Raw genomic sequence first — 24,228 nt, 5'->3', positions numbered from 1 at the left:
AGAACAATCGTCTGCGCAACGGGCTGTACTCCTGACAAACCCCCGCACCGCATACACGGCACGAACAATCTGTAGGTGCTCCTTAGAAAGGAGGTGATCCAGCCGCACCTTCCGGTACGGCTACCTTGTTACGACTTAGTCCCAATCGCCAGTCCCACCTTCGACAGCTCCCTCCCACAAGGGGTTAGGCCACCGGCTTCGGGTGTTACCAACTTTCGTGACTTGACGGGCGGTGTGTACAAGGCCCGGGAACGTATTCACCGCAGCGTTGCTGATCTGCGATTACTAGCGACTCCGACTTCATGGGGTCGAGTTGCAGACCCCAATCCGAACTGAGACCGGCTTTTTGGGATTAGCTCCACCTCACAGTATCGCAACCCTTTGTACCGGCCATTGTAGCATGCGTGAAGCCCAAGACATAAGGGGCATGATGATTTGACGTCGTCCCCACCTTCCTCCGAGTTGACCCCGGCAGTCTCCTATGAGTCCCCACCATCACGTGCTGGCAACATAGAACGAGGGTTGCGCTCGTTGCGGGACTTAACCCAACATCTCACGACACGAGCTGACGACAACCATGCACCACCTGTAAACCGACCGCAAGCGGGGCACCTGTCTCCAGGTATTACCGGTTCATGTCAAGCCTTGGTAAGGTTCTTCGCGTTGCATCGAATTAATCCGCATGCTCCGCCGCTTGTGCGGGCCCCCGTCAATTCCTTTGAGTTTTAGCCTTGCGGCCGTACTCCCCAGGCGGGGCACTTAATGCGTTAGCTACGGCGCGGAAAACGTGGAATGTCCCCCACACCTAGTGCCCAACGTTTACGGCATGGACTACCAGGGTATCTAATCCTGTTCGCTCCCCATGCTTTCGCTCCTCAGCGTCAGTTAATGCCCAGAGACCTGCCTTCGCCATCGGTGTTCCTCCTGATATCTGCGCATTTCACCGCTACACCAGGAATTCCAGTCTCCCCTACATCACTCTAGTCTGCCCGTACCCACCGCAGATCCGGAGTTGAGCCCCGGACTTTCACGGCAGACGCGACAAACCGCCTACGAGCTCTTTACGCCCAATAATTCCGGATAACGCTTGCGCCCTACGTATTACCGCGGCTGCTGGCACGTAGTTAGCCGGCGCTTCTTCTGCAGGTACCGTCACTTTCGCTTCTTCCCTACTGAAAGAGGTTTACAACCCGAAGGCCGTCATCCCTCACGCGGCGTCGCTGCATCAGGCTTGCGCCCATTGTGCAATATTCCCCACTGCTGCCTCCCGTAGGAGTCTGGGCCGTGTCTCAGTCCCAGTGTGGCCGGTCACCCTCTCAGGCCGGCTACCCGTCGTCGCCTTGGTAAGCCATTACCTCACCAACAAGCTGATAGGCCGCGAGTCCATCCAAAACCACAAAAAGCTTTCCACCCCCCACCATGCGATGAGGAGTCATATCCGGTATTAGACCCAGTTTCCCAGGCTTATCCCAGAGTTAAGGGCAGGTTACTCACGTGTTACTCACCCGTTCGCCACTAATCCAGGAGCAAGCTCCCATCATCGTTCGACTTGCATGTGTTAAGCACGCCGCCAGCGTTCATCCTGAGCCAGGATCAAACTCTCCGTTGAAGTAAAACAGACACAACCCCCAGCCCCGGGAAAACGGGACAAAAAGGCTGCACAAAATTTGAAACCAGCTGTAAAAACCAGACCACCCACAGGGGCGGACGATCCAGTCAATTCAACCAATCACTAAAACAATTGGTATCAACAAACTTGGCACACTATTGAGTTCTCAAACAACAGACACATTCGAATATTCCCGAAACAATTCATTTTCATGAATTCTTTGTTTCGTATTTCTTCGCTGCGATGTTTCAATCTTATTTCATTCATTTTCACTTTGCAAATCCGGTTGTTTTCCCGGAATTCACTCGGTGGAATGAATCCGCCCATCATAAAGTGAAGCATTTCTTCGTTCTGCGCTTCCGCACATGGTGAAGTTGCTTCACTTTTTTGGTGGGGGTTTGTCGCTATTTTTCCGCTTCAGCGGCGGCGACTCAGAAAACATTACACGCTCCCCCGCGGCCGTGCAAATCGGCTGCGGAGGAGCGTGCAGGGGACTCTATGAAGCGGCGGAAGAGTCTAGGGAACCAGGACCTCCACGGTTGCCAGGTTCTTCTTTCCGCGGCGCAGGAGCAGGTACTGCCCATGCAGCAGTTCGGACTCCGGAATGACTGCCTCGGGGTCCGACACCTTCTCGTTGTTGACGTAGGCCCCGCCTTCGCCAACGGTGCGCCTGGCCGCCGACTTGCTGTCGGACAGCCCGGAGGCAACAAGCAGGTCCACAATGCCCATCTCGTCCACCTGCACAGTGGCGAAGGGGAGCTCGGACGTCGCCGCCTGGAGCGTGGGCTTGTCCAGGGCGGTCAAGTCGCCGTTCCCGAAAAGTGCGGCGGATGCCGCAATGACCTTCTCCGTGGCGTCCACGCCGTGAACGAGGGACGTCACTTCGTAGGCCAGCTTCCGCTGGCCTTCTCGGGCGAACGGCCGTTCAGCCACAGCAACGGAAAGCTCCTCGATCTCCGCCTTGGTAAGGAAGGTGAAGACCTTCAGCCGGTCCACAACGTCGGCATCCGCCGTGTTGACCCAGAACTGGTAAAAGGCGTATGGGCTGCACATGCCGGCATCCAGCCAGATGGCGTTGCCCTCGCTCTTGCCGAACTTCGTCCCGTCCGCATTGGTGATCAATGGGGTCCCAAGGGCGTGGACGCTCTTGCCCTCCACCTTGCGGATCAGTTCCGTGCCGCTGGTGAGGTTGCCCCACTGGTCCGAGCCGCCGGTCTGCAGCACGCAACCGTAATCACGGTAGAGCTGGAGGTAATCCATCCCCTGCAGGATCTGGTAGCTGAACTCGGTGTAGCTGATGCCCTCATCCGAGCTCAGCCGTGAAGCCACGGCGTCCTTGCGCAGCATGGTGCCCACACGGAAGTGCTTCCCAACGTCGCGCAGGAAATCGATGGCGCTCAGCGGCGCCGTCCAGTCAAGGTTGTTGACCATCTGCGCTGCGTTGTCGCCCTCGAAGCTGAGGAAACGGCGGACCTGCGCCTGGAGGTAGCCCACCCACTCGGCCACGATGTCCTTGGTGTTCAGCGTGCGCTCGGCCGTGGGACGGGGGTCCCCGATCATACCGGTTGACCCACCCACCAGTCCGAGGGGCTTGTGGCCCGCCAGCTGCAGCCGCCGCATGACGAGCAGCTGGACCAGGTTACCCAGGTGCAGGCTCGGCGCGGTGGGATCGAACCCGCAATAGTACGTCACCGGTCCGTCGGCGAGGAGTTTTTCAAGCTCCGCCTCGTCGGTGGAGACGTGGACCAGGCCACGCCACTTCAGTTCCTGCCAAATGTTGGCAAAAGTGGGGTCGTTCTGCTGCGATTCGAGGCTGATGAGTTCTGGCACGCCTTCTAAGTTAGCAGTATGCGGCGCGCCTGATCAGCGCTTGATCCCTGCCGGCACCGGTTCCGAAGCAATCAGGCGGAGCCGCTGGGTGGCCCGGGTCATCGCGACGTACAGGTCCCCCACTTTGCCGTGCTCATGGTTGAGCATCATGGACGGCTCAAGCACCACGACGCCGTCGAACTCCAGCCCCTTGGCTTCGCGGGGGCTGATCACCACGATGTCCTGCTCGTAGCTGCCGGCACCCGTGCCCACCCGGCGTCCGTGGGCGGCGCGCAGGGCGGCGGTGGCTTCCGGCAGGAAGTGTCCGTCGGCAATGACGGCGAGCAGGCCGCCGTCGAGCGCGTCCAGTTCCTCCGGCAGGACCTCAACCAGGCGGCTGACCACCTGGCCGGGATCCACCTCGTCGATGACAGGCGACCAGCGTCCTTCACGAACGGCCTTGGGCGCAGACACCACCAGCCCGGCCGCGTTGGCCATCCGGACGGCGGCTTCGGCGATCTGGGACGGCGTGCGGTAGTTCACCGTCAGCTCCTCCAGCTGCCAGCGGTCCCCGAACATGGGTGCGAGTGCGCCCTGCCAGGAGTTGGCCCCGGCCACCGAGCTGGTCTGCGCGATGTCCCCCACGATGGTGAAGGACTTCAGGGGGCAGCGGCGGACCAGCAGGCGCCACTGCATGGGTGAAAGCTCCTGCGCCTCATCCACCACGATGTGGCCGAAGGCCCATGTGCGGTCGCTGGTGGCGCGCTCTGCGGCGGTTTGCCGCGTTTCCTGTTCCTGGTTCTGCTCGGCCAGTTCCTCGGCGGACATCAAGGGATCCACCCCTGCCGCCTGCATGTTCACGAGGGTCTGCTTGGCGTTCGCAAGGTCGCGGGCACGGTCGTGCTCCTGCTGGGCGAGCCCGCGTCCGGCGGCCGGGTCCAGTTCGCCGAGCAGTTCGGCGGCCTCGTCCAGCAGCGGCACATCGGACTCAGTCCAGGGGGCGTCGGCCGGGCGCTGCAGCAGCGCCCGTTCGGCCGGGGACATGGCGGGGGTACAGAATTCCAGTATGGCCGGCTTGCTGAAGAGCTCCGAGATCAGCTTCTCCGGCGTCATGGGCATCCAGCAGAGGTTGAGGGCAATCCGTACATCGCGTGCGGAACGGACGTCCTCCGCCAGGTAGGAACGGTCAGCGTTATTACCGATGTTCCCGGCTTCCACCAGTTCGGTCATCTGTTCAGTGAGTTCGCGCAGCAGGATCTTGACGAACGTCACGCGCGCCTCGTTGTGCGGCTTGCCGGTGGAGCGGGCACGCTCGCGGGCACGGCGCACCTGTCGCGGCGTCAGCACCAGCTTGCGGCCGTCCACCTCCAGGATCCGGTTTTCAGCGGGAATCCGTTGGCGGTTGGCCACGGCGTTGGCCACAACGGTGGCCATGTCCAGGCGGCCTTTGATGGCGGCGACGTCGGCGTCCGGTTCCGGCACGGCGTGGATGCCGGGCATCAGGCGGCCCACACTGGCCATCACCACGCCGGTCTCGCCCAGGGAGGGCAGCACCCTTTCGATGTACTTCATGAACGACGACGACGGGCCCACCAGCAGCACGCCTGCGGTCTTGAGGCGGTCACGGTGGGTATAGAGCAGGTAGGCAGCCCGGTGGAGGGCCACGGCAGTCTTGCCGGTGCCGGGTCCGCCCTGCACCACCAGCGCTCCGGAGATGGATGACCGGATGATGCGGTCCTGTTCGGACTGGATGGTGCTGACGATGTCGGACATCCGGCCGGTGCGCTTGGAGTTCAGGGCGGCGAGCAGGGCTCCTTCGCCCTGCAGCGATTCGTTGTCCGCCAGCATCCCGGCGTCAAGGACGTCATCCTCGATGGCCTTGACCTCACGGCCCTGCAGGATCAGGTGCCGGCGCCGGCGGACGCCCTGCCGGTCGAAGGCCGTGGCCTGGTAGAAGTGGCCGGCCTCGGGCGCGCGCCAGTCCACCATGAGCCGCTGCAGGTCCTCGGTGGTGAGGCCGATGCGTCCAATGTACTGGGCTTCGCCGGAGTCCAGGTCCAGCCGGCCGAAGACTAGCCGGTCGTCCACCGCGTCCAGCTGGGCCAGCCGGTCCTCGTAGAGGGCAGCGAACGCGTCCCGCTCGGAGACGTTCTGCATGGTGCCCACAGCCCCGGCCCGGCGGACCTGCGCCAGCTGGCGGCGCTTTTCCTCGCGCAGCTCTTCCAGCCGTGCGTACAGGCCGGCTACATAGTCGCGTTCGTGGGCCAAATCGGCGTCAAGCATTAACGTTCCCCTATCGCAAAAGACAGACCTACCATTCTACAACCATTTCCGTTAACGCCCGTGAAACGTTGCAGGATCCGGTTTGGCCCCCCTGGGCTTCGCCGCCTTGTACTGGGAGACCGTGGGGTCGCCGGTGATCCAAAAGCGCCATGAGTAGCGGTCCGTTCCACCTGCGCCGGAGACTCCAACCCTTGGCCCGGAGCTCACCGGCCCTGCCGGCCCGGGCGGAAGGACCAGCCCGAACGGCGGAGCGAGCGCATCACGGCCGCTGTCCGCCGTCGTCAGGCCCAACGCCTTGGCCAGCCGGGCGGGCCCCCTTGCCAGGTCGGCGGGGCTTTTGGAGGTGGTCCGCCGGTGCCGGGCAAGTTCCACCCCGTCCACGATTTCCCCTGCCCTCAGTAGGAGGGCCGAAGCCGTTCCTTCCGGCCCGCACACGATGTTCGTGCAGTGGTGCATCCCGTAGGTGAAGTAGACGTACAGGTGGCCGGCCGGGCCGAACATGGGCGCATTGCGGGGGGTGGGACCGCGGTAGGTGTGTGATCCGGGATCCGGGTGCAGGGAATCCTCGGGCCCCAGGTAGGCCTCCACCTCGGTGAGCCGCACCGACACAGCACCGTCCCTGGAGTCATGGGTCAGGACGGCGCCCAGCAGCAGGGGCGCCAGCTGGCGGGCGTCTCCGGAGAGGAACTCCCGCAGCGGCTGGCCGGCCGTCAGCGGATTTCTGCTCATGGCCAGACTCTATCCAACGCCGGCGCCGCCACCCCGCCATTGACAGGCTGGAGGAGCCACGGCCGTGTCCGATTTCCGCTAGCCGGGGCGCGGGAGGGCTGACAGGATGGAGGAATGGACTTCTGGCAGCGGTACCGGGCGATCGACGCCCGGGACACCCGGTTCGACGGGCAGTTCTACACTGCCGTCCGGACCACGGGCATCTACTGCCGCCCGTCCTGCCCGGCCAGGACCCCGAAGGCCTCCAACGTCACCTTTTATGAGACCTCCGCAGCAGCGCACGACGCCGGCTACCGGGCCTGCAAGCGCTGCCTTCCCGAGGCGGTTCCCGGTACACCCGCCTGGAACCTTCGCCAGGATATTGCCGGGCGCGCCATGCGGCTGATCAGTGACGGCGTGGTCACCAGGGATGGCGTCGATGGCCTTGCCGCCCGCCTGGGCTATTCCTCCCGCCAGCTCAACCGCATCCTCAGCCAGGAGCTCGGGGCGGGCCCCCTCTCGCTTGCACGGGCCGGCCGCGCGCAGACTGCCCGTACCCTGCTGGTCTCCACCTCCATGAAGCTCGCCGACGTCGCCTTTGCGGCCGGGTTCAGCAGCGTCCGCCAGTTCAACGAAACCATGGCGGAAGTTTTTGGCATGACTCCCACCGCGCTCCGCAGCGCAAGGCATCCCAAGGCCCCCGCCGGATCCACCGCCCTCACCCTCAACCTCCCCTACCGGGAACCTTTCGACCCCGGCGTCTTCACCTTCCTGGCTGTCCGCGCCATCCCCGGGATCGAAGCCGGAACGCCCGCGTCCTACGCCCGAACACTGCGGCTGCCCCAGGGTGATGCGAGGTTCCGGGTGGATTACGACGCCGGCGCTCCGGGCCGGCCGCTGACCCTCACCATCGGCGCGGTGGACCTTAGGGACCTGCCGGCCCTGTTGAGCAGGGTACGGCGCCTCTTTGACCTCGATGCGGATCCAGTGGCGATCGACAGTGCGCTGGCAGGGGAATCCAGGCTCGCTGCCGCGGTGGCGGGCACTCCGGGGATCAGGATGCCCGGTGCCCTGGATCCGGCGGAAATGCTGGTCCGGGCCATGGCCGGGCAGCAAATCACCGTTGCAGCTGCACGGACCGCCCTCACCCGGCTGGCCGCCGTCGGACGTGCAAGCCAAAGCCCCGGCGAGGGCCTGGACCGGATGTTTCCCACCCCGGCCGAAATCGCCGGCGGCGGCTCCGCGGTCCTGCGTGGACCGCAACGGCGGACCGCCGCCCTCCTTGCGGCAGCTGCCGCCATGGCGGACGGCGGACTCGACTTTGGCTATGGCGACAGCCCGGAAAGCCTGGCCGCCAAACTGCTGCCGCTGCCCGGCGTGGGACCATGGACCACGGGATACCTTGCCATGCGCATCCTCGGCGCCCCGGATATTTTCCTCGCCAACGACGCAGCCGTACGGAACGGGATCCGTGTCCTCGGGGAGGGAACCGCGGCCTCCACTCCGGACTTCAGGGAAGCCAGCCCCTGGCGCTCATACGCCACCATGCACCTGTGGCGGGCAGCAGCCCGGCCTGCGTCCGGTACCCGCAGGCGCACAGCAGCACACTCAGACCACGGCACCAGACCAGCAGAGGAAGCGAATCGATGAAGGCCCAGCTGCTTCAGATGACCACCCCGGACGGTCCGTTCACCATCCTGGCCCAGGACGGCGTCGTGCTCTCCAGCGGATGGACAGACAACCCTGGTGAGCTGACCGGGCAGATCCATCCGTCCCTCCGGCCCGGCGTGCTCGAACCGGTCACCGGGCTGGGGGACATCTCGTCCGCCGTCGAAGCCTTCTATGCCGGTGACCCGGTGCCGGCGATGAACGTTCCCGTGCGGCAGGTGTCGGGACCTTTCCGGGTCCACGCCTGGGACGTCCTGCGGCTGGTGCAGCCGGGTCAGCCCGTCACGTACGCCCGGTACGCGGAGCTCGCCGGCAACCCCAGGGCCGTGCGGGCAGCCGCCAGCGCCTGCGCCTTCAACGCTGCCGCGCTGTTCGTGCCCTGCCACCGGGTGATCCGCACGGACGGCACGCTGGGCGGTTTCCGCTGGGGGCTTCCCGTCAAGCGGAGCCTGCTGGCGCGCGAAGCCGGTTAGCCCTTCGGGTCAGTCCTGTGTGGCGGCGGGGGTTCCGGACGGCCACGGCAGCAGCCCGGGCAAATCCACGCCGTCGGCCGCGGCGGACGCCCTGAGGCTGCCAAGCGTCGGCTCGCGGCCGGCAAGCCAGGCTGCGATGTCGGTGATCATGCCGCTGATGACGGTGGACCGGGCGCCGCTGCCGAGGGCCAGCGGCTGGAGCCCCAGTGGCTGCAGCACGAGCCTGTCGTCTGGCTGGACCCTGGCCGCCAGGAAATCGAAAAGGTGCTCGCAGAACGGCCGGCTCCAGGTTTCCGGGCCCCTCCCCGCCAGCAGGTCCGACCCGTGGATGACCAGTTCCCGCCACAGCGCCAGTCCGCCGTCCAGGACCACGCCCCCGCGATACGTGATGGGCGCGTACCAGCCGGTCCGGTTCGCGGCTGAATCCTTGACGCCGGGCAGTGCGTCGAAGGCCCTGAGTGCCCGGTCCAGCGCGGCGGTGAGGTCCGCGCGGTGGGTGGCGGCGTCGTGGCCCGCTGCCATGTCGATTGCTTTGTTCCGGCCTTCCATGCCGCCGTCGTAAAGCTCCACGGCCTCTCCGCGCGCAGCGTACTCAAGCTGCCGGGCCATGGCGTTGGAGATGCCTGTGAGGTGGGCCAGCACGTGCCCCCTCGTCCAGCCGGGCAGGGCGGAGGGCGCCTGCACCTCGGAGTCGCTGAACTTTGCAGCGTCGGCTGCCACGTCGGCTGCGGCCTTGTGGAGCGCCGGAAGCAGTTCGTCGGGTGCGGGAGCTGTCATGGCGACAGCCTAACCCAGGGGCGATCCGTCGGGGGCCACACGGTGCCGGACATGGTTGCCGTCGTGGCTGGCCTGCCAGAACTCGATCTCGGCGGGCCGGAGGGCGTAGAGCTGCCAGTGCGGGTTGGTGCTGCCATCGCCACGGGGCCGCTCCGCCCAGTCCCGCGCGGATGCCTCGGCGGACAGTTCGACGACGGCCCCGGCCACGCGGACCTGCCGGCCCTGGGACGGCCAGTAGAAGGTCATGGCGGCATGCGGGTTGGCGTTCAGTTCCCTGCCCTTGCGTGAGGTGCGGGACGTGGCGAAGTGCCAGCCGTCGTCGTCGATGTTCTTCAGGATCAGCATCCTGGACGACGGTTTGCCGTCTCCGCCCGCCGTGGCCAGGCTGCACGCATGCGGCTGCCGCTCCCCCGCTGCCAGCGCCTCCCCCAGCCAGTGCCTGAACAGCTCGGCAGGATCCGTGGGGGCGCTCTCCGGGTCAAAGCCCGGCAGCGTGTCCGGGAAATCGGGAAGCGCGCGGAGTTGCCTGTGGAACGGTTCGCTCATGGCACCATGCTAGCGGGCAGCGTCCGGCGCCCAACGCCCAACGCTCTCTCACTTGATGCGTGAAAATCGGTAACGCTCTCTCACTTTCTTGAAGAAAGTGAGAGAGCGTCGGCCAAAAACCGACATTAAGTGAGAGAGCGTCGGCCAAAAACCGACATTAAGTGAGAGAGCGTCTGACGGTTAGTGCGCGTACTCCCGGACGCCGGCGAGTTCGGCTTCCAGCGCAACCAGCTGGCGTTCGACGGCGGCGGGCGCAGTTCCGCCCTGGGAGTTGCGGCTGTTCAGCGAGCCCTCCGTGGACAGGACCGTGCGGACCTCCGGCGTCAGGTGCTCCGAGATGGCCGCGTATTCCCCGTCCGTCAGGTCCCACAGCTCCACGCCGCGGGATTCGGCCTGCTTCACGGCCGCGCCGGACAGCTCGTGCGCTTCCCGGAACGGAACACCCTGGCGGACGAGCCACTCAGCAATGTCAGTGGCCAGCGCGAAGCCCTGCGGTGCCAGCGACTCCATCCGTTCCGTGTTGAACTTCAGGGTGGCGATCATGCCGGAGACCGCCGGAAGCAGGAGCTCCAGGGTGTCTGCAGCGTCGAACACCGGCTCCTTGTCCTCCTGCAGGTCGCGGTTGTACGCCAAGGGAAGGCCCTTGAGCGTGGCCAGCAGCCCGGTCAGGTTGCCGATGAGCCGGCCTGCCTTGCCACGGGCCAGTTCCGCCACATCCGGGTTCTTCTTCTGCGGCATGATGGACGAACCCGTGGAGTAGGAGTCGTGCAGCGTGACGAAGGAGAACTCCTTGGTGGCCCAGAGGATGACTTCCTCCGACACCCGCGAGAGGTCCACGCCGATCATGGAACACACCCAGGCGAACTCGGCGAAGACGTCGCGCGAGGCCGTGCCGTCGATCGAGTTGTGCGAGGCGGAGAAGAAGCCCAGGTCCGCGGCCACCGCCTCCGGGTCCAGCCCCAGCGAGGAGCCGGCCAGGGCGCCCGAACCGTAGGGCGAGACGCCGGCGCGCTTGTCCCAGTCCTGGAGCCGCTGCACGTCGCGCAGCAGCGCCCAGGCGTGGGCCAGCAGGTGGTGGCTGAGCAGCACCGGCTGGGCGTGCTGCAGGTGGGTGCGGCCGGGCATGGCAACACCGTGGTGCGCCTTGGCCTGCTCCACCAGCGCATCCACCGTGGCCAGCACGCCGCGGGCGATGATCCGGGCGTGGTCCCGCAGGAACATGCGGCCCAGCGTGGCCACCTGGTCGTTGCGGGACCGGCCGGCGCGGAGCTTGCCGCCCAGCTGGGTTCCGGCGCGCTCGATCAGGCCCCGTTCCAGCGAGCCGTGCACGTCCTCGTCGGACTCCGCCGGCACATAGGCGCCGGAGGCCACGTCCTCATCCAGTTGCGTGAGGGCGGCCAGCATGCCTTCCAGTTCGGCGTCATCCAGCAGGCCGGCCTTGTGCAGCACGCGGGCGTGCGCCTTGGATCCGGCAATGTCGTAGCGGGCGAGCCGCCAGTCAAAGTGGGTGGACTTGCTCAGCGCCGCCAGTGCATCCGCGGGGCCGCCGGCAAACCGGCCGCCCCACAGTGCACCTTCGTTTGTTGCCGAGGCCATTACTGTCCTGCGACGCGGATGTCGCGGCCGGACGCAACCTTGGCGGACATGCCCCACAGCTCGATGAAGCCGCGCGCCATGGACTGGTCGAAGGTGTCACCGGTGTCGTAGGTGGCGAGGTTGAAGTCGTAGAGCGAGGTGTCGGACCGGCGGCCGTTGACGATGGCCTGGCCACCATGCAGGGTCATGCGGATATCGCCCGAGACGTACTTCTGGGTGTCCTCGATGAACGCGTCCAGGGAGCGCTTCAGCGGGGAGAACCACTGGCCGTCGTACACCAGCTCGGACCAGCGCTGGCCAACCGTGGCCTTGAAGCGGGCCTGCTCGCGCTCCACGGTGATGTCCTCAAGGTGCTTGTGGGCCGTGATGAGGGCCATGGCGCCGGGGGCCTCGTAGATCTCGCGGGACTTGATGCCCACCAGGCGGTCCTCGACGACGTCGATGCGGCCCACGCCCTGGGCGCCGGCACGGCGGTTGAGTTCCTTGATGGCCTGCAGGGGGGTGACCTTGACGCCGTCGATCGCCACCGGGATGCCGGCTTCGAAGGAAATGACGACCTCGTCCGGTGCCGGGGGGAACTCCGGGGTGGCGGTGTAGTCGTAGATGTCCTTGGTGGGGGCGTTCCAGATGTCCTCGAGGTAGCCGGTTTCCACGGCGCGGCCCCAGACATTCTGGTCAATGGAGTACGGGTTCTTCTTGGTGGTCTCGATCGGCAGGCCCTTCTCCTCGGCAAAGGCAATGGCCTTGTCGCGGGTGAGCGCCAGGTCGCGGACCGGGGCGATGCACTTCAGGTCCGGGCCGAGGGTCTGGATGCCCACTTCGAAGCGGACCTGGTCGTTGCCCTTGCCGGTGCAGCCGTGGGCCACGGTGGTGGCGCCGAATTCGCGGGCAGCCTTGACCAGGTGCTTGACGATGACCGGGCGGGAGATGGCGGACACCAGCGGGTAGTGGCCCTGGTAGAGGCCGTTGGCCTTCAGCGTGGGCATGCAGTATTCGTTGGCGAACTCGTCAGAGGCGTCGGCCACGTAGGCTTCGACGGCGCCGCAGCCGAGGGCACGCTGGCGGATGGTTTCCAGGGACTCGCCGCCCTGCCCGACGTCAACCGCCACGGCGATGACCTCGGCGCCGGTGGCTTCACCGATCCAGCCGATGGCTACTGAGGTGTCCAGGCCGCCCGAGTAGGCGAGCACAATGCGTTCAGTCACTTCGAATGCTCCTTGTGATTGGGGTTTGTTGATGTTGTCTTCAAGCTTATTGCCCGGCTTCTTCAGCCAGCTGCAGGAACCTGGCGGCGAGGTCCTGGCCGCCCTGCGGGTCCCGGGCCACCAGCAGCACGGTGTCGTCCCCGGCAATGGTGCCCAGGATGGACGGCATCACCGAGTGGTCGATGGCCAGTGCCAGGAAGTTCGCGGCCCCCGGCGGGGTGCGGAGCACGGCGATATTGGCCGAGGCCTCCGCGGTGACCAGCAGTTCGCTGCACAGCCGGGCCAGCCGGGCGTCCAGGATCTCCTGGCTCACGCCGCTCCGGGCAGCCCGTTCGCCGCCTTCGCCGGGTACGGCGTACACCAGCACGCCCTCCTTGCCGCGGACCCGGACCGCACCGAGTTCCACGAGGTCCCGCGACAGCGTTGCCTGGGTGACCTGCACGCCGTCGTCCGCCAGCAGTGCTGCCAGCTCCGCCTGGGAACGCACGGACTCCCCCGTCAGGATGGCGGTGATGCGCGCCTGGCGGGCTGTCTTGGTCGCAGGGCTGGAGCCCGGCGACGCCGGTTGGGCGGACACTAGAACGTGCTCTCCCCTGTGCCTTCAACGGGTGCGAGTCCGTCGACGAAGGCCAGGCCCGACCGGTGCATCAGCCAGGCCATCAGGGCCTTCTGTGCGTGCAGCCGGTTTTCGGCCTCGTCCCAGACGATGGACTGCGGTCCGTCGATGACGCCGGCAGAGATTTCGTAGCCGCGGTAGGCGGGCAGGCAGTGAAGTACGACGGCGTCTTCCGCAGCCTGTGCCATGGCGGCCTCGTCCACGGCGTACTCCCGGAACAGCTGCATCCGGGCTTCCTTTTCCGCTTCCTGCCCCATGGACACCCACGTGTCCGTGGCAACGACGTCGGCGCCTTTCAAGGCCTCCGCCGCGTCAGTGGTGATGAGCACCGAGCCGCCCGTCTCCGCAGCGCGTTCCTCTGCTGCGGCCACGATGTCTGCTGCCGGCAGGTAGCCCTCCGGCCCGGCGATCCGCACGTGCATCCCGGCCGTGACTCCGGCCAGCAGGTAGGAGTTGGCCATGTTGTTGGCGGCGTCCCCCAGGTAGCTCATGGTGAGGCCCTTGAGTTCGCCCTTGTGCTCTTTCACGGCCAGCAGGTCCGCCAGCAGCTGGCAGGGGTGGTAATCGTCGCACAGGGCGTTGATCACCGGAACCCTTGAGTTCTCCGCCATGGCCACCAAACCGGCGTGGGCGCCGGTCCGCCAGACGATGGTGGACACCATCCGCTCCAGGACCCTGGCGGTGTCCTCCACGGATTCCTTGTGCCCGATCTGTGCCTCTCCAGGGTTGATGATCAGGGCGTTGCCGCCCAGGTCCGCGATCCCTGTGGCGAACGAGACCCTGGTCCGGGTGGAGGTTTTGTCGAAGATCACGGCCACCGTCTTGCGGCCGCTGCCCTCGGCGGCGTACGGCTGGACGCTGTAGGGCGCCGCCTTCATTCGGGCTGCGAGGCCGAGGACCTCGGCCTGTTCGGCGGGGCTGAGGTCCGTGTCCTTGAGGAAGTGCCGGGTAGCGCTGGCTGCTGGTGTCACTGGGCGTCCTTAGCTGCTTGGAGGATTGCCGGGAAGGCGGCGAGGAAGGTGTCTGCCTGCGCCGTGGTCAGGACAAGCGGCGGCGCAAGGCGAATGGTGCGGGGGCCGGGACTGTTGACGATGAACCCGGCGTCAAGGCCGGCCTGCACCACGGCCGGGGCGACGTCCGCGTCCAGGTCGAAGCCGATGAGGAGGCCTTCGCCGCGGACTTCGGTGACGCCCGGCAGGCGTGACAGCCCGGCCCGCAGGTGGCCACCCACGGCTGCGGCGTTGGCCAGCACGTGCTGGCTTTCGATGGCGTGGAGGGTGGCGAGGGCGGCCGCCGTCGCCACCGGGTTCCCGCCGAACGTGGTGCCGTGCTGGCCCGCAGCCAACAACGACGACGTCTCCGGACCGTAGGTGATCAGGGCACCGATCGGGAAGCCGCCGCCCAGGCCCTTGGCCAGGGTAACGGCGTCCGGCATGATCCCTGCATCCTCGCTGGCAAGCCACTTCCCGGTACGGCCGATGCCGGTCTGCACCTCGTCGAGGATCAGCAGTGCTCCCACCCTGGCAGTCAGTTCGCGGGCGGCCCGAAGGTATCCGGACGGCAGGGGGCGCACGCCCGCCTCGCCCTGGATGGGCTCCAGGAAGACGGCGGCCACGGTCTCGTCAACGGCGTCCTTCAGCGCCTCCACGTCACCGAACGGGATGTGCACGACGCCGGCGGGCAGCGGCTCGAACGGCTCGCGGTAGGCCTCTTTGGCGGTCAGCGCAAGGGCGCCCATGGTCCGGCCGTGGAAGGCCCCTTCCAGGGCGATGATCTTGGTCCGCTTGGCACCGCTGCCGCCCGTATTGCGGCGGGCCAACTTGAAGGCGGCCTCGTTGGCCTCGGTGCCGGAGTTGGTGAAAAACACCTTGGAACCGGCAGGGGCGTCGGTGAGGGCCAGGAGCTTTTCGGCCAGCGCGATCTGCGTGGGGCTGGTGAAGAAGTTGGAGACATGGCCGAGGGTGGCCAGCTGGCTGGAGATCACCGACGTGACGAACGGGTTGGCATGGCCCAGCGCGTTGACGGCGATGCCTCCGAGCAGGTCCAGGTATTCCTTGCCGTCGGCGTCCCACACCAGGCAGCCGGCGCCGCGGACCAGGACGCGCTGCGGGGTGCCGAAGACGCCCATGAGGGAGCTGGAGTAGCGGGCAAGCCACTCTGAGCCGTTGCCGCTGCCGGTCATCACGGAGGCTTTGGCGTCCCGGTCGCTGACCGGACTCACGTCAACAGTTTCGTTCATGCGTTCGTCTCCTCGTCGGGGACCACCTGCGTGCCGATGCCCGCGGTGGTGAAGGTTTCCAGCAGCATGGAGTGGGCCAGGCGTCCGTCCACGATGTGCGCACGCTCCACGCCGCCGTCGATCGCCTTGAGGCAAGCCTCCATCTTGGGGATCATGCCGGATTCCAGCGAGGGCAGGAGCTCCCGCAGGTCCGATGCTTTCAGGGAGGAGATCAGCGAGCTCTTGTCCGGCCAGTTGGCATACAGGCCTTCGACGTCGGTGAGGATCACCAGTTTGGAGGCACCGAGGGCTTCGGCCAGGGCTGCCGCTGCGGTGTCCGCATTGACGTTGAGCACCTGTCCCGTGGTCTGGACGCTGCCGTCTGCTGCGAACCCCTCGACGTCGATCTCCGGGGCCACCGTGGAGATCACGGGGATGCGGCCGGCGGCGAGGATGTCCAGGATGCCTTCCGGGTTTACGCCCACCACTTCACCCACGAGCCCCAGGTCCACTTCCTCGCCGTCGATGACGGTGCCGGTGCGCACGGCGCGCAGCAGTCCGCCGTCTTCACCGGACATGCCCACGGCGTAGGGGCCGTGGGAGTTGATCAGGCCCACGAGTTCGCGGCCCACCTGGCCTGTGAGGACCATGCGGACCACGTCCATGGCTGCCGGAGTGGTGACCCGCAGGCCGCCCTTGAACTCGGACTCGATGCCCAGCCGGGCCAGCATGGAGTTGATCTGGGGCCCGCCCCCGTGCACCACCACAGGGTGGATGCCCACGTGGTGCAGGAACACGACGTCTTCGGCGAAGGCACGGCGCAGCTCGTCGTTGACCATGGCGTTGCCGCCATACTTGATCACCATGGTGGTGCCGGCAAAGCGCTGGATCCAGGGCAGCGCCTCGATCAGGGTGCCGGCCTTGCTTTGGGCGTCGAGCGTGGACGTGGTTTCGCGGGTGCGGGTGTTCATCAGGCAGTTTCTCCAAGGTTGCCGGGCGCCGGAAGGGGCCGGCTCAGGTGGTGCGTCAGCTTGAGTAGGCGCTGTTCTCGTGCACGTAGTCGTGGGTCAGGTCGTTCGTCCAGATGGTAGCCTCGGCGTCGCCGGCCTGGAGGTCGATTTCCACGAGGACCTCGCGCGGTTCCAGGTCCACCAGGCCGCGGTCGTCGCCAATGCTGCCGTTGCGGCAGATCTGGACACCGTTCATGGCCACGTTGAGCTGGTCGGGTTCGAAGACGGCGTCAGTGGTGCCGACGGCCGACAGTACCCGTCCCCAGTTGGGGTCCTTGCCGAAAATGGCGGCCTTGAAGAGGTTGGAGCGGGCCACGGAACGGCTGACGGTTTCGGCGTCCGCTTCGCTGGCAGCGTTGAAGGTGCGGATGGCGATGTCGTGGCTGGCACCCTCGGCGTCGGCGATGAGCTTCCGCGCGAGTTCGGCGCAGACCTGGGTCAGGCCGGCACCGAAGGCCTCTGCCGACGGCACGGCGCCGGAGGCACCTGAGGACAGCAGGACCACGGTGTCGTTGGTGGACATGCAGCCGTCCGAGTCTGCCCGGTCGAACGTGACCCGGGTGGCGTCGCGGAGGACGACGTCGAGCAGTTCCGCGTCCACGGCCGCATCAGTGGTGAGGACCACCAGCATGGTGGCCAGGCCCGGAGCCAGCATGCCCGCGCCCTTGGCGATCCCGCCGATGGCGAATTCCTCGCCGTCCGCATCGGTGCCGATAAACAGCGCCGCCTTGGGAACGGAGTCGGTGGTCATGATTGCCGTCGCCGCTTCGGGGCCGCCGTCGGCGCTCAGCGCGGCAGCAGCAGCCTCCACGCCGGGAAGGATTTTGTCCATGGGCAGCTGCTCGCCGATCAGGCCGGTGGAACACACAAACACGTCCGTGGCGGAGATGTCCAGGACCTTGGCCACCTTTTCGGCGGTGCTGTGCGTGTTCTGGAAGCCGGCCGGCCCGGTGCAGGCGTTCGCTCCGCCGGAGTTGAGGACAACCGCGTCCACGCGGCCGTCCGAGACCACCTGGCGGGACCAGTGCACAGGTGCTGCGGCGACGCGGTTGCTGGTGAAGACGGCAGCGGCGGCCTTGGACGGGCCGTCATTCACCACCAGGGCAAGGTCCGGTTTGCCGGAGGCCTTGAGTCCGGCGGTGACGCCGGCGGCCCGGAATCCACGGGGGGCGGTAACGGTCACGGGGCAACTCCCTGCAGGTCAAGGCCGGCGGTTTCCGCGAGGCCGAGGGCAATGTTCATGGACTGGACGGCGCCGCCGGCGGTCCCTTTGGTGAGGTTATCGATGGCGCAGGTAACGATCACCCGGCCGGTGTGGGAATCGAATGCCAGCTGCATGGCGGCATGGTTCGACCCTTGCACGGACTTCGTGGCGGGCCACTGGCCTTCCGGGAGGACGTGCACGAACGGTTCGTCGTCGTAGGCATCGGTCCAGGCCTGGCGGAGCTGCTCCCCCGTGGTGCCGGCTTTGACCTTCGCCGTCGCCGTCGTGAGGATGCCCCGGCTCATGGGCGCCAGGGTGGGCGTGAAGGACACGGTGACCTGTTCGCCCGCGGCGTTGGACAGGCCCTGTTCGATCTCGGGGGTGTGGCGGTGTCCGCCGCCAACGCCATAAGGGCTCATGGAACCCATGACCTCTGAACCGATGAGGTTCACTTTGGCGGCCTTGCCTGCACCCGAGGTGCCGGAGGCAGAAACGATGACGACGTCGTCGGGCTGGAGGAGCCCGGCGGCGAAGCCGGGCGCAAGGGCCAGCAGGGCCGACGTCGGGTAGCAGCCGGGCACGGCGATGCGGTTGGCGCCCTTGAGCGCTTCGCGCTGGCCCGGGAGCTCCGGCAGGCCATAGGGCCAGGTGCCGGCGTGGGCGGAACCGTAGAACTTTTCCCACGCCGCCGGGTCCTCCAGCCGGTGGTCTGCCCCGGCGTCGATGACGACGGTCCCCGCCGGCAGCTGGGCTGCTATCTCCGCGGAGGCGCCGTGCGGCAGGGCCAGGAAGACGACGTCGTGGCCGGACAGGTTCTCCACCGAGGTGTCCTCGAGGATGCGGCTTGCGAGCCCGTGCAGGTGGGGCTGCAGTTCGCCGAGCCGGGATCCGGCATTGCTGTGGGCTGTGATGGCTCCAATGGTGACGCCAGGATGCCCGGCCAAGAGGCGCAGGACCTCTCCCCCGGCGTATCCGCTGGCGCCGGACACTGCAACAGAAATAGTCATGACCACCACCATACAGCAAAAGTATTCACTGATACCGATATTTATGCATGCAGCGGAAGGTGCCCGCTATGGGGCTTCCGCGGACTGTCCCTAGGATGGTGGTAGCAGCCGGAGCCGGAAACGCCGGGACCGGGAAAGGTGAGCAATGACCCACGCAATCGTCGCACGTCAGGCAGGCGGACCGGAAGTCCTTACCTACGAGGACGTCAAGCGCCCTGTCCCTGGGCCCGGCCAGCTTTTGGTGAAGGTGGGGGCTGCGGGCGTCAACTTCATTGACACGTACAAGCGCAGCGGCACCTACAAGGTCCCTTTCCCGTTCACCCCCGGGTCCGAAGCCGCCGGCACCGTTGAAGCGGTGGGCGATGGCGTCACGGGGTTCGTCCCCGGCGACCGGGTGGCCACGGCGGAGGGCATCAACTGCTACGCGGACTATGCGCTCGTTGATGAGGCCGCCGCCCTGCCAGTCCCGCGCGGCCTGGACGACCTGACGGCAGCTGCGCTTCCCCTGCAGGGCATCACCGCCCACTATCTGATGAACTCCACCTTCAAGGTGGAACCGGGCCATACCGTACTGCTGCATGCGGGCGCGGGCGGCGTGGGCCTGCTGCTGATCCAGCTGCTCAAGGCCCGCGGTGCGGAAGTCATCACCACCGTATCCACGGACGCAAAGGAGCAGCTCGCACGCGGGGCCGGCGCCGACCATGTGCTGCGGTACGAGGGCTTCGCCGAGCGGGTCAGGGAGATCACCAGCGGCACCGGCGCCGACGTGGTGTACGACGGCGTTGGGAAGGACACGTTCGACGGCTCACTGGCCGCTTTGCGCGTCCGGGGCATGCTGGTGCTTTTCGGCGCCGCCTCCGGACCCGTTCCGCCCGTGGATCCCCAGCGCCTGAATGCCGGCGGCTCGCTGTTCCTGACCAGGCCCACTTTGGGGCATTACCTGAGGGACGCTGCGGAGCGGCGCTGGCGCTCCGGCGAAGTGTTCGCGGCGGCGGCGAACGGCAGCCTGAAGGTCCGGATCGGTGCCCGCTACCCCCTGGTGCAGGCTGCCCAGGCACACCGCGACCTTGAGGGGCGGAAGACCACCGGAAAGGTCATCCTGGTTCCGTAGGACAGACAGGACGGGAGACAGGGAAGGTCCCCGAGCCGTGCGGCTGCGGGGACCTTCCCTGTTGATGCGTGTTTTGCGGTCAGCGCTGGACGGCGCCGAAGCGCTCGGCCGCCAGGGCCACCGCGCCTTCCCGTGCCGCTGATGCCTCGTCCGCCGTGAGGGTGCGGTCGTTGGCACGGAACCGAAGCCCGAACGCGAGGGACTTCTTGCCTTCCTCGATGCCCTCGCCTGCGTAGACGTCGAAGAGCGCCACGTCCTCCAGCAGTTCACCGGCACCTTCGCGCAGGGCCGCCAGGACGTCGTCGGCGGGGACTTCGGCAGGAACCACCAGCGCCACATCCTGGGTGGCCACGGGGAACGTGGAGATGTGGCGCGCCACGATGACGTCCGGGGCCGCGTCGAACAGCGCGTCAGCATTGAGCTCCAGGGCCACCGAGCGTGCAGGCATATCCGCTGCCGCCAGCAGCTTGGGGTGCAGCTCACCGGCGTAGCCCACCACATTCCCGTTGCGGAGCGACAGCCGGGCCGCACGGCCGGGGTGGAAAGCCTGGTGGCTGCCCTGGCTGGCCAGGACCTCCACGCCAAGGACGTCCCCGGCAATGCGGGCAAGATCCAGCGCGTCAGCCCAGTCCCAGGGCCGCGGCGTATGGCCGGCGGCTGCCGGGGAGTCGTGTCCCGTGAGCACTGCGGCGAGGTGGAATGGCTGGTCCGGGACGCCGTCGTACAGTCCGTCCAGCACCTCATCGGAAGGCTTGGCCCCCAGCGGCGGGATGGAGGCGGTGCCTACCGTGCCGCCGGGCAGGAACACCAGGCCTGACTCGAAGAGTGCCAGGTCGCGGAAACCGCGCGAGTGGTTCCGCTTGGCCACCTCGATGAGCCCCGGCAGGATGGATGTGCGCAGGAAGCCCTGCTCTTCGCTGATCGGGTTCGCCAGTTTGACCGCGGTCCGGTCCGCGCCCTGTTCGGCCACGCCAAACGTGTCATTGGCTGCCTTGGACACGAAGGGGTAGGACAGGACCTCGGTGAGGCCTGCATCCGCCAGGGCCTGGATCAGGCGGCGGCGCTGCTGCTGCACCCGCGTCAGGCCGCGCCCGGGAGGCGCCACAGGAAGCGTGGCGGGAATCTTGTCGTAGCCCACCAGCCGGGCAATCTCTTCGGAGAGGTCCTCTTTGGTTTCCAGATCGTTCCGCCAGCTGGGGGCCGTAACGGTCCAGCCGCCGTCGTTCCTTTCCACCGCGGCGCCGAGGTCCTCGAGGGACGTGACGATCTGCTCTTCGGTGAAGTCGATGCCAATGCGGGCGGCAGCGAAGGCCTCCGGAAGTTCGATGCTGACGGAGTCAGGGGCGGTCCCCACATCGGTTCCGGCCTGGTCCGCCGTTCCGCCGGCCAGCTCGACGAGCAGGTCAACCACGCGCTGGGCGGCGATGCCGGCCACGTGCCAGTCCACGCCGCGCTCAAACCGCTTGGACGCTTCAGACGGCAGCTTGTGGCGGCGTCGGGAACGGGCAATGGACACCTCGTCGAAGTGCGCGGCTTCCACCAGGACGGTCGACGTCGAATCGCCCACCTCTGTGGCGGCGCCGCCCATCACTCCGGCGATGCCGATCGGTCCGGAGGCGTCCGTGATCAGGAGGTCCTCGGCGTCGAGCGCGCGTTCCTTGCCGTCGAGGGTGGTGATCTTCTCGCCGGCCAGGGCCCGGCGCACCACGATGTCCCCGGACAGCGTGTCCTGGTCGTAGCAGTGCGTGGGCTGGCCGAGTTCCAGCATCACGTAGTTGGAAATATCCACCGGCAGTGAGATGGAACGGATGCCGGCAAGGCGCAGCCGCGAAACCATCCAGGGCGGGGTGGGCTTTGTGGCGTCCACGCCGCGGACGGTGCGGGCCACGAACCTGTCGCATCCGGGCTTGCCGTAGATGGGGGCATCGTCATTGATCTTGACGCCGTACCCGCCGGCCAGCTCCGCAGGAGCGGTGACGCGGGAAGCAGGGTCCGTGAAGGTAGTGCCGGTGGCGTGGGCGTACTCGCGGGCAACCCCGCGGATGGAGAAGGCGTAGCCGCGGTCCGGCGTCACGTTGATTTCGGCAGCCTGGTCGTAGAGGCCCAGCAGCTCCATGGCGTCAGTGCCGATTTCGGGGTCCAGCCCGATCCGGGACAGCACCAGGATGCCGTCGTGGTCCTCGCCAATGCCGAGTTCGCGCACCGAGGCGATCATGCCCGCGGACAGGTGCCCGTAGGTCTTCCGGGCAGAGATGTGGAAGTTGCCCGGCAGCACGGCGCCCGGCAGGGTGACCACCACTTTGTCGCCCTCAACGAAGTTGTGCGCGCCGCAGATGATGCCCTGCACGCCGGAGGGGTCGATGCCGTCGCCGGTGAGGGTCTGTTCCTGACCCTCGGGAACCACCCTGACCTGGCACCAGTTGATGGTCTTGCCGTTGGTTTGGGGTTCCTTGACCAGCCTCAGGACCTGGCCCACCACGATGGGCCCCTGCAGGGTGTCCGTGGGGCGGTGGACGTCCTCTTCTTCGAAACCGACCTTGACCAGTTCGGTCATGACGTCTTCTGCCGTTGCTCCGGCCGGTACCTCTGCGAATTCACGCAGCCAGGAAAGTGGGATACGCACTGTTAGATCTCCATCCCGAAGTGCTCGCTGAAACGTACATCGCCTTCGATCATGTCGCGCATGTCCCCCACTTCGTTGCGGAACATAAGGGTGCGCTCGATGCCCATGCCGAAGGCAAAACCTGAATAGACGTCCGGATCGATGCCGGCGGCGCGGAGCACGTTGGGGTTGACCATGCCGCAGCCGCCCCACTCGATCCAGCGCGGACCGCCCTTGGCGCCGGGGTGCCAGATGTCCAGCTCCGCTGACGGCTCGGTGAACGGGAAGTAGTTGGGACGCAGCCGGATCTGGGCTTCGTCGCCGAACATCTGCCGCGCGAAGTGCTCCAGCGTGCCGCGGAGGTCCGCCATGCTCAAGTGCTTGTCGATGGCAAGGCCCTCGAACTGGTGGAACACCGGAGTGTGGGTGGCGTCCAGTTCATCGGTGCGGAACACCTTGCCCGGGCACAAAACATAGATGGGCAGCTCGCGTTCGAGCATGGAGCGGACCTGCACCGGCGAGGTGTGCGTGCGCATCAGCAGGTGCGCCTCGGGCGGTTCCACGAAGAAGGTGTCCTGCATTTCACGGGCAGGGTGGTCCGGCTTGAAGTTCAGGGCGTCGAAGTTGAACCATTCGGATTCGACTTCCGGCCCCTCGGCGATTTCCCAGCCCATGCCCACAAAAATGTCCGCCACGCGGTCCTGGAGCGTGGAGAGCGGGTGCCGTGCACCTGCACGACGGCGGCGGGGCGCGGCGGTGACGTCAACGGTCTCTTCCAGGAGGATGCGTGCGTCGTTTTCCGCTTCCAGCTCTGCCGTGCGGTCGGCGAGCGCCTTGTTGACCCGTCCGCGCGATGCGCCCATCAGCTTTCCGGCGAGGGCCTTCTGGTCCTTGGGCAGCTTGCCTATCTCACGGTTGGCGAGGCTGAGCGGGGACTTCTCGCCGGTGTGGGCGAGCCGCACCGCCTTCAGCTCATCAAGGGTGCCCGCGCCGGCAATGGCGGCGATGGCCTGGTCTACAGCGGCAGTGATGGCGGCTTCATCCGTGGGGTTCGGGATGGCGGCGCCCGGCAAGGTTTCAGTCATCTACTGTTCTTAGCTACGAGTCGTGGCTGCCGGTGAACGGGGCAGCCCTGCACGGTTTCCCGGCGGCGCGTCCGTCACTGGCAGGTCATGGATGAATGTCCCCAATGCCAACTGTGCATTCCGGTTCATTCAATGACCAGGTCAGGGCACACCGGTTGAGCCGGCGGCCACTGCCCCCCAGTCTAATTGAAGGCTCCGGCTACCATAGCCTCATGACAGTGCCGCGGCGCCCGGGAGCCCAGAAGCGCCTCACGGCTGCGCAGAGACTGCGGCAGGCGGCGAACATGGCCAACGGCAGCACTGCCCTTGGCCTGGCCGTCGCCTTTGCCGCGCGCACCCGGATCAGCAACGGCCCCCGCGGCCTGATCCTTGCCTCCGGGTACCGGCCGCGGCTGCCTTTCGCCGGAGCTTTTACGCTGGGCAACGTGGTGCTGTGCCGGTGCACCGCCGCCGAGATGTTGTCCCGCCCGGCCCTGCTCGGTCACGAGGAAAAACACTGCACGCAGTACGCCTGGTGCCTGGGCGCGCCGTTCCTTCCCCTGTACTTCCTGGCCGCAGGCTGGTCGCTGGTGCGCTCCGGCAACCCGGGGACGCGCAACATCTTCGAGCGCCACGCCGGCCTTGAGGCCGGCGGATACCCGGCACCCGGAACCCGGCGCCGTCCCTCACGCCGCCGCCCGTCTGAAGTGGAGGTTTGAGCC

The 24,228-nt window shown here is 66.8% G+C and carries 19 protein-coding genes and 1 rRNA gene; 4 read left to right on the top strand and 16 right to left on the bottom strand.

The window, feature by feature from the left end; translation table 11 throughout:
• Positions 1-86 precede the first annotated feature (86 nt).
• The 4 genes from AC4BCK_RS07670 to AC4BCK_RS07655 all read right to left on the bottom strand — a co-directional run bounded on the left by AC4BCK_RS07670 (position 87) and on the right by AC4BCK_RS07655 (position 6,430).
• A 16S ribosomal RNA gene (locus AC4BCK_RS07670) occupies positions 87-1,609 on the bottom strand.
• Between the two features lie 516 nt (positions 1,610-2,125).
• Positions 2,126-3,439 (bottom strand): tyrosine--tRNA ligase, encoded by a 1,314-nt coding sequence (gene tyrS, locus AC4BCK_RS07665; protein WP_363958095.1) that lies wholly within the window; start codon positions 3,437-3,439, stop codon positions 2,126-2,128.
• Positions 3,440-3,472: 33 nt separating this feature from the next.
• Positions 3,473-5,701, bottom strand: a complete 2,229-nt coding sequence (locus tag AC4BCK_RS07660; RefSeq protein WP_174180313.1) for a HelD family protein — start codon at positions 5,699-5,701, stop codon at positions 3,473-3,475.
• A gap of 51 nt (positions 5,702-5,752) precedes the next feature.
• Entirely contained in the window at positions 5,753-6,430 is a 678-nt protein-coding gene (locus AC4BCK_RS07655; RefSeq protein WP_490566805.1) for a DNA-3-methyladenine glycosylase, read from the bottom strand.
• Between the two features lie 114 nt (positions 6,431-6,544).
• Here AC4BCK_RS07655 and AC4BCK_RS07650 point away from each other — a divergent pair, with 114 nt between their 5' ends.
• Both AC4BCK_RS07650 and AC4BCK_RS07645 read left to right on the top strand, forming a co-directional pair.
• Positions 6,545-8,059, top strand: coding sequence for an AlkA N-terminal domain-containing protein (locus AC4BCK_RS07650; protein ID WP_490566804.1), 1,515 nt, complete (start codon positions 6,545-6,547; stop codon positions 8,057-8,059).
• The gene (locus AC4BCK_RS07645) at positions 8,056-8,550 is read left to right on the top strand and encodes a methylated-DNA--[protein]-cysteine S-methyltransferase (protein ID WP_251424712.1); all 495 of its coding nucleotides are present in this window, start codon (positions 8,056-8,058) and stop codon (positions 8,548-8,550) included. Before AC4BCK_RS07650 ends, AC4BCK_RS07645 begins: the two co-directional genes overlap by 4 nt.
• A 9-nt stretch (positions 8,551-8,559) precedes the next feature.
• On the opposite strand, the gene AC4BCK_RS07640 is transcribed toward AC4BCK_RS07645, so the two are convergent.
• From AC4BCK_RS07640 to argC, 10 genes are all read right to left on the bottom strand, one after another.
• Positions 8,560-9,327 (bottom strand): maleylpyruvate isomerase family mycothiol-dependent enzyme, encoded by a 768-nt coding sequence (locus tag AC4BCK_RS07640; RefSeq protein WP_490566803.1) that lies wholly within the window; start codon positions 9,325-9,327, stop codon positions 8,560-8,562.
• 9 nt (positions 9,328-9,336) lie between these two features.
• Positions 9,337-9,873: a pyridoxine/pyridoxamine 5'-phosphate oxidase gene (locus AC4BCK_RS07635; RefSeq protein WP_490566802.1), complete on the bottom strand. Its 537-nt coding sequence runs from the start codon at positions 9,871-9,873 to the stop codon at positions 9,337-9,339.
• Positions 9,874-10,053: 180 nt separating this feature from the next.
• Positions 10,054-11,469 (bottom strand): argininosuccinate lyase, encoded by a 1,416-nt coding sequence (gene argH / locus AC4BCK_RS07630; RefSeq protein WP_251424718.1) that lies wholly within the window; start codon positions 11,467-11,469, stop codon positions 10,054-10,056.
• Entirely contained in the window at positions 11,469-12,674 is a 1,206-nt protein-coding gene (locus AC4BCK_RS07625) for an argininosuccinate synthase (protein WP_174180325.1), read from the bottom strand. The genes argH and AC4BCK_RS07625 overlap by 1 nt, the downstream gene beginning before the upstream one ends.
• 46 nt (positions 12,675-12,720) lie before the next feature.
• Entirely contained in the window at positions 12,721-13,251 is a 531-nt protein-coding gene (locus AC4BCK_RS07620; RefSeq protein WP_174180327.1) for an arginine repressor, read from the bottom strand.
• Positions 13,251-14,261: an ornithine carbamoyltransferase gene (gene argF, locus AC4BCK_RS07615; protein ID WP_251424720.1), complete on the bottom strand. Its 1,011-nt coding sequence runs from the start codon at positions 14,259-14,261 to the stop codon at positions 13,251-13,253. The genes AC4BCK_RS07620 and argF overlap by 1 nt, the downstream gene beginning before the upstream one ends.
• Complete coding sequence (locus tag AC4BCK_RS07610; protein WP_490566901.1) at positions 14,258-15,472, bottom strand: acetylornithine transaminase; 1,215 nt, start codon at positions 15,470-15,472, stop codon at positions 14,258-14,260. The genes argF and AC4BCK_RS07610 overlap by 4 nt, the downstream gene beginning before the upstream one ends.
• Before the next feature lie 53 nt (positions 15,473-15,525).
• Positions 15,526-16,479 (bottom strand): acetylglutamate kinase, encoded by a 954-nt coding sequence (gene argB / locus AC4BCK_RS07605; RefSeq protein ID WP_490566801.1) that lies wholly within the window; start codon positions 16,477-16,479, stop codon positions 15,526-15,528.
• A gap of 55 nt (positions 16,480-16,534) precedes the next feature.
• Positions 16,535-17,701, bottom strand: a complete 1,167-nt coding sequence (gene argJ / locus AC4BCK_RS07600) for a bifunctional glutamate N-acetyltransferase/amino-acid acetyltransferase ArgJ (RefSeq protein WP_188732043.1) — start codon at positions 17,699-17,701, stop codon at positions 16,535-16,537.
• Positions 17,698-18,729, bottom strand: a complete 1,032-nt coding sequence (gene argC / locus AC4BCK_RS07595; RefSeq protein WP_174180337.1) for an N-acetyl-gamma-glutamyl-phosphate reductase — start codon at positions 18,727-18,729, stop codon at positions 17,698-17,700. The genes argJ and argC overlap by 4 nt, the downstream gene beginning before the upstream one ends.
• Before the next feature lie 145 nt (positions 18,730-18,874).
• Here argC and AC4BCK_RS07590 point away from each other — a divergent pair, with 145 nt between their 5' ends.
• Positions 18,875-19,840 (top strand): quinone oxidoreductase family protein, encoded by a 966-nt coding sequence (locus AC4BCK_RS07590; protein WP_251424723.1) that lies wholly within the window; start codon positions 18,875-18,877, stop codon positions 19,838-19,840.
• Positions 19,841-19,919: 79 nt separating this feature from the next.
• Here the strand turns inward: AC4BCK_RS07590 and pheT are convergent, their stop codons facing one another.
• Together pheT and pheS are read right to left on the bottom strand one after the other, a co-directional pair.
• Complete coding sequence (gene pheT, locus AC4BCK_RS07585; protein WP_490566800.1) at positions 19,920-22,463, bottom strand: phenylalanine--tRNA ligase subunit beta; 2,544 nt, start codon at positions 22,461-22,463, stop codon at positions 19,920-19,922.
• Positions 22,464-22,465: 2 nt separating this feature from the next.
• Positions 22,466-23,527, bottom strand: coding sequence for a phenylalanine--tRNA ligase subunit alpha (gene pheS / locus AC4BCK_RS07580; RefSeq protein ID WP_174180341.1), 1,062 nt, complete (start codon positions 23,525-23,527; stop codon positions 22,466-22,468).
• Positions 23,528-23,739: 212 nt separating this feature from the next.
• Here pheS and AC4BCK_RS07575 point away from each other — a divergent pair, with 212 nt between their 5' ends.
• Positions 23,740-24,225 (top strand): hypothetical protein, encoded by a 486-nt coding sequence (locus AC4BCK_RS07575; RefSeq protein WP_490566799.1) that lies wholly within the window; start codon positions 23,740-23,742, stop codon positions 24,223-24,225.
• The last annotated feature ends 3 nt before the right edge of the window (positions 24,226-24,228 follow it).

This window comes from Pseudarthrobacter sp. As-47, assembly GCF_058215595.1.
Note: the sequence above shows the minus strand (reverse complement) of the source record. Positions and strands in the feature narration are given on the sequence as shown.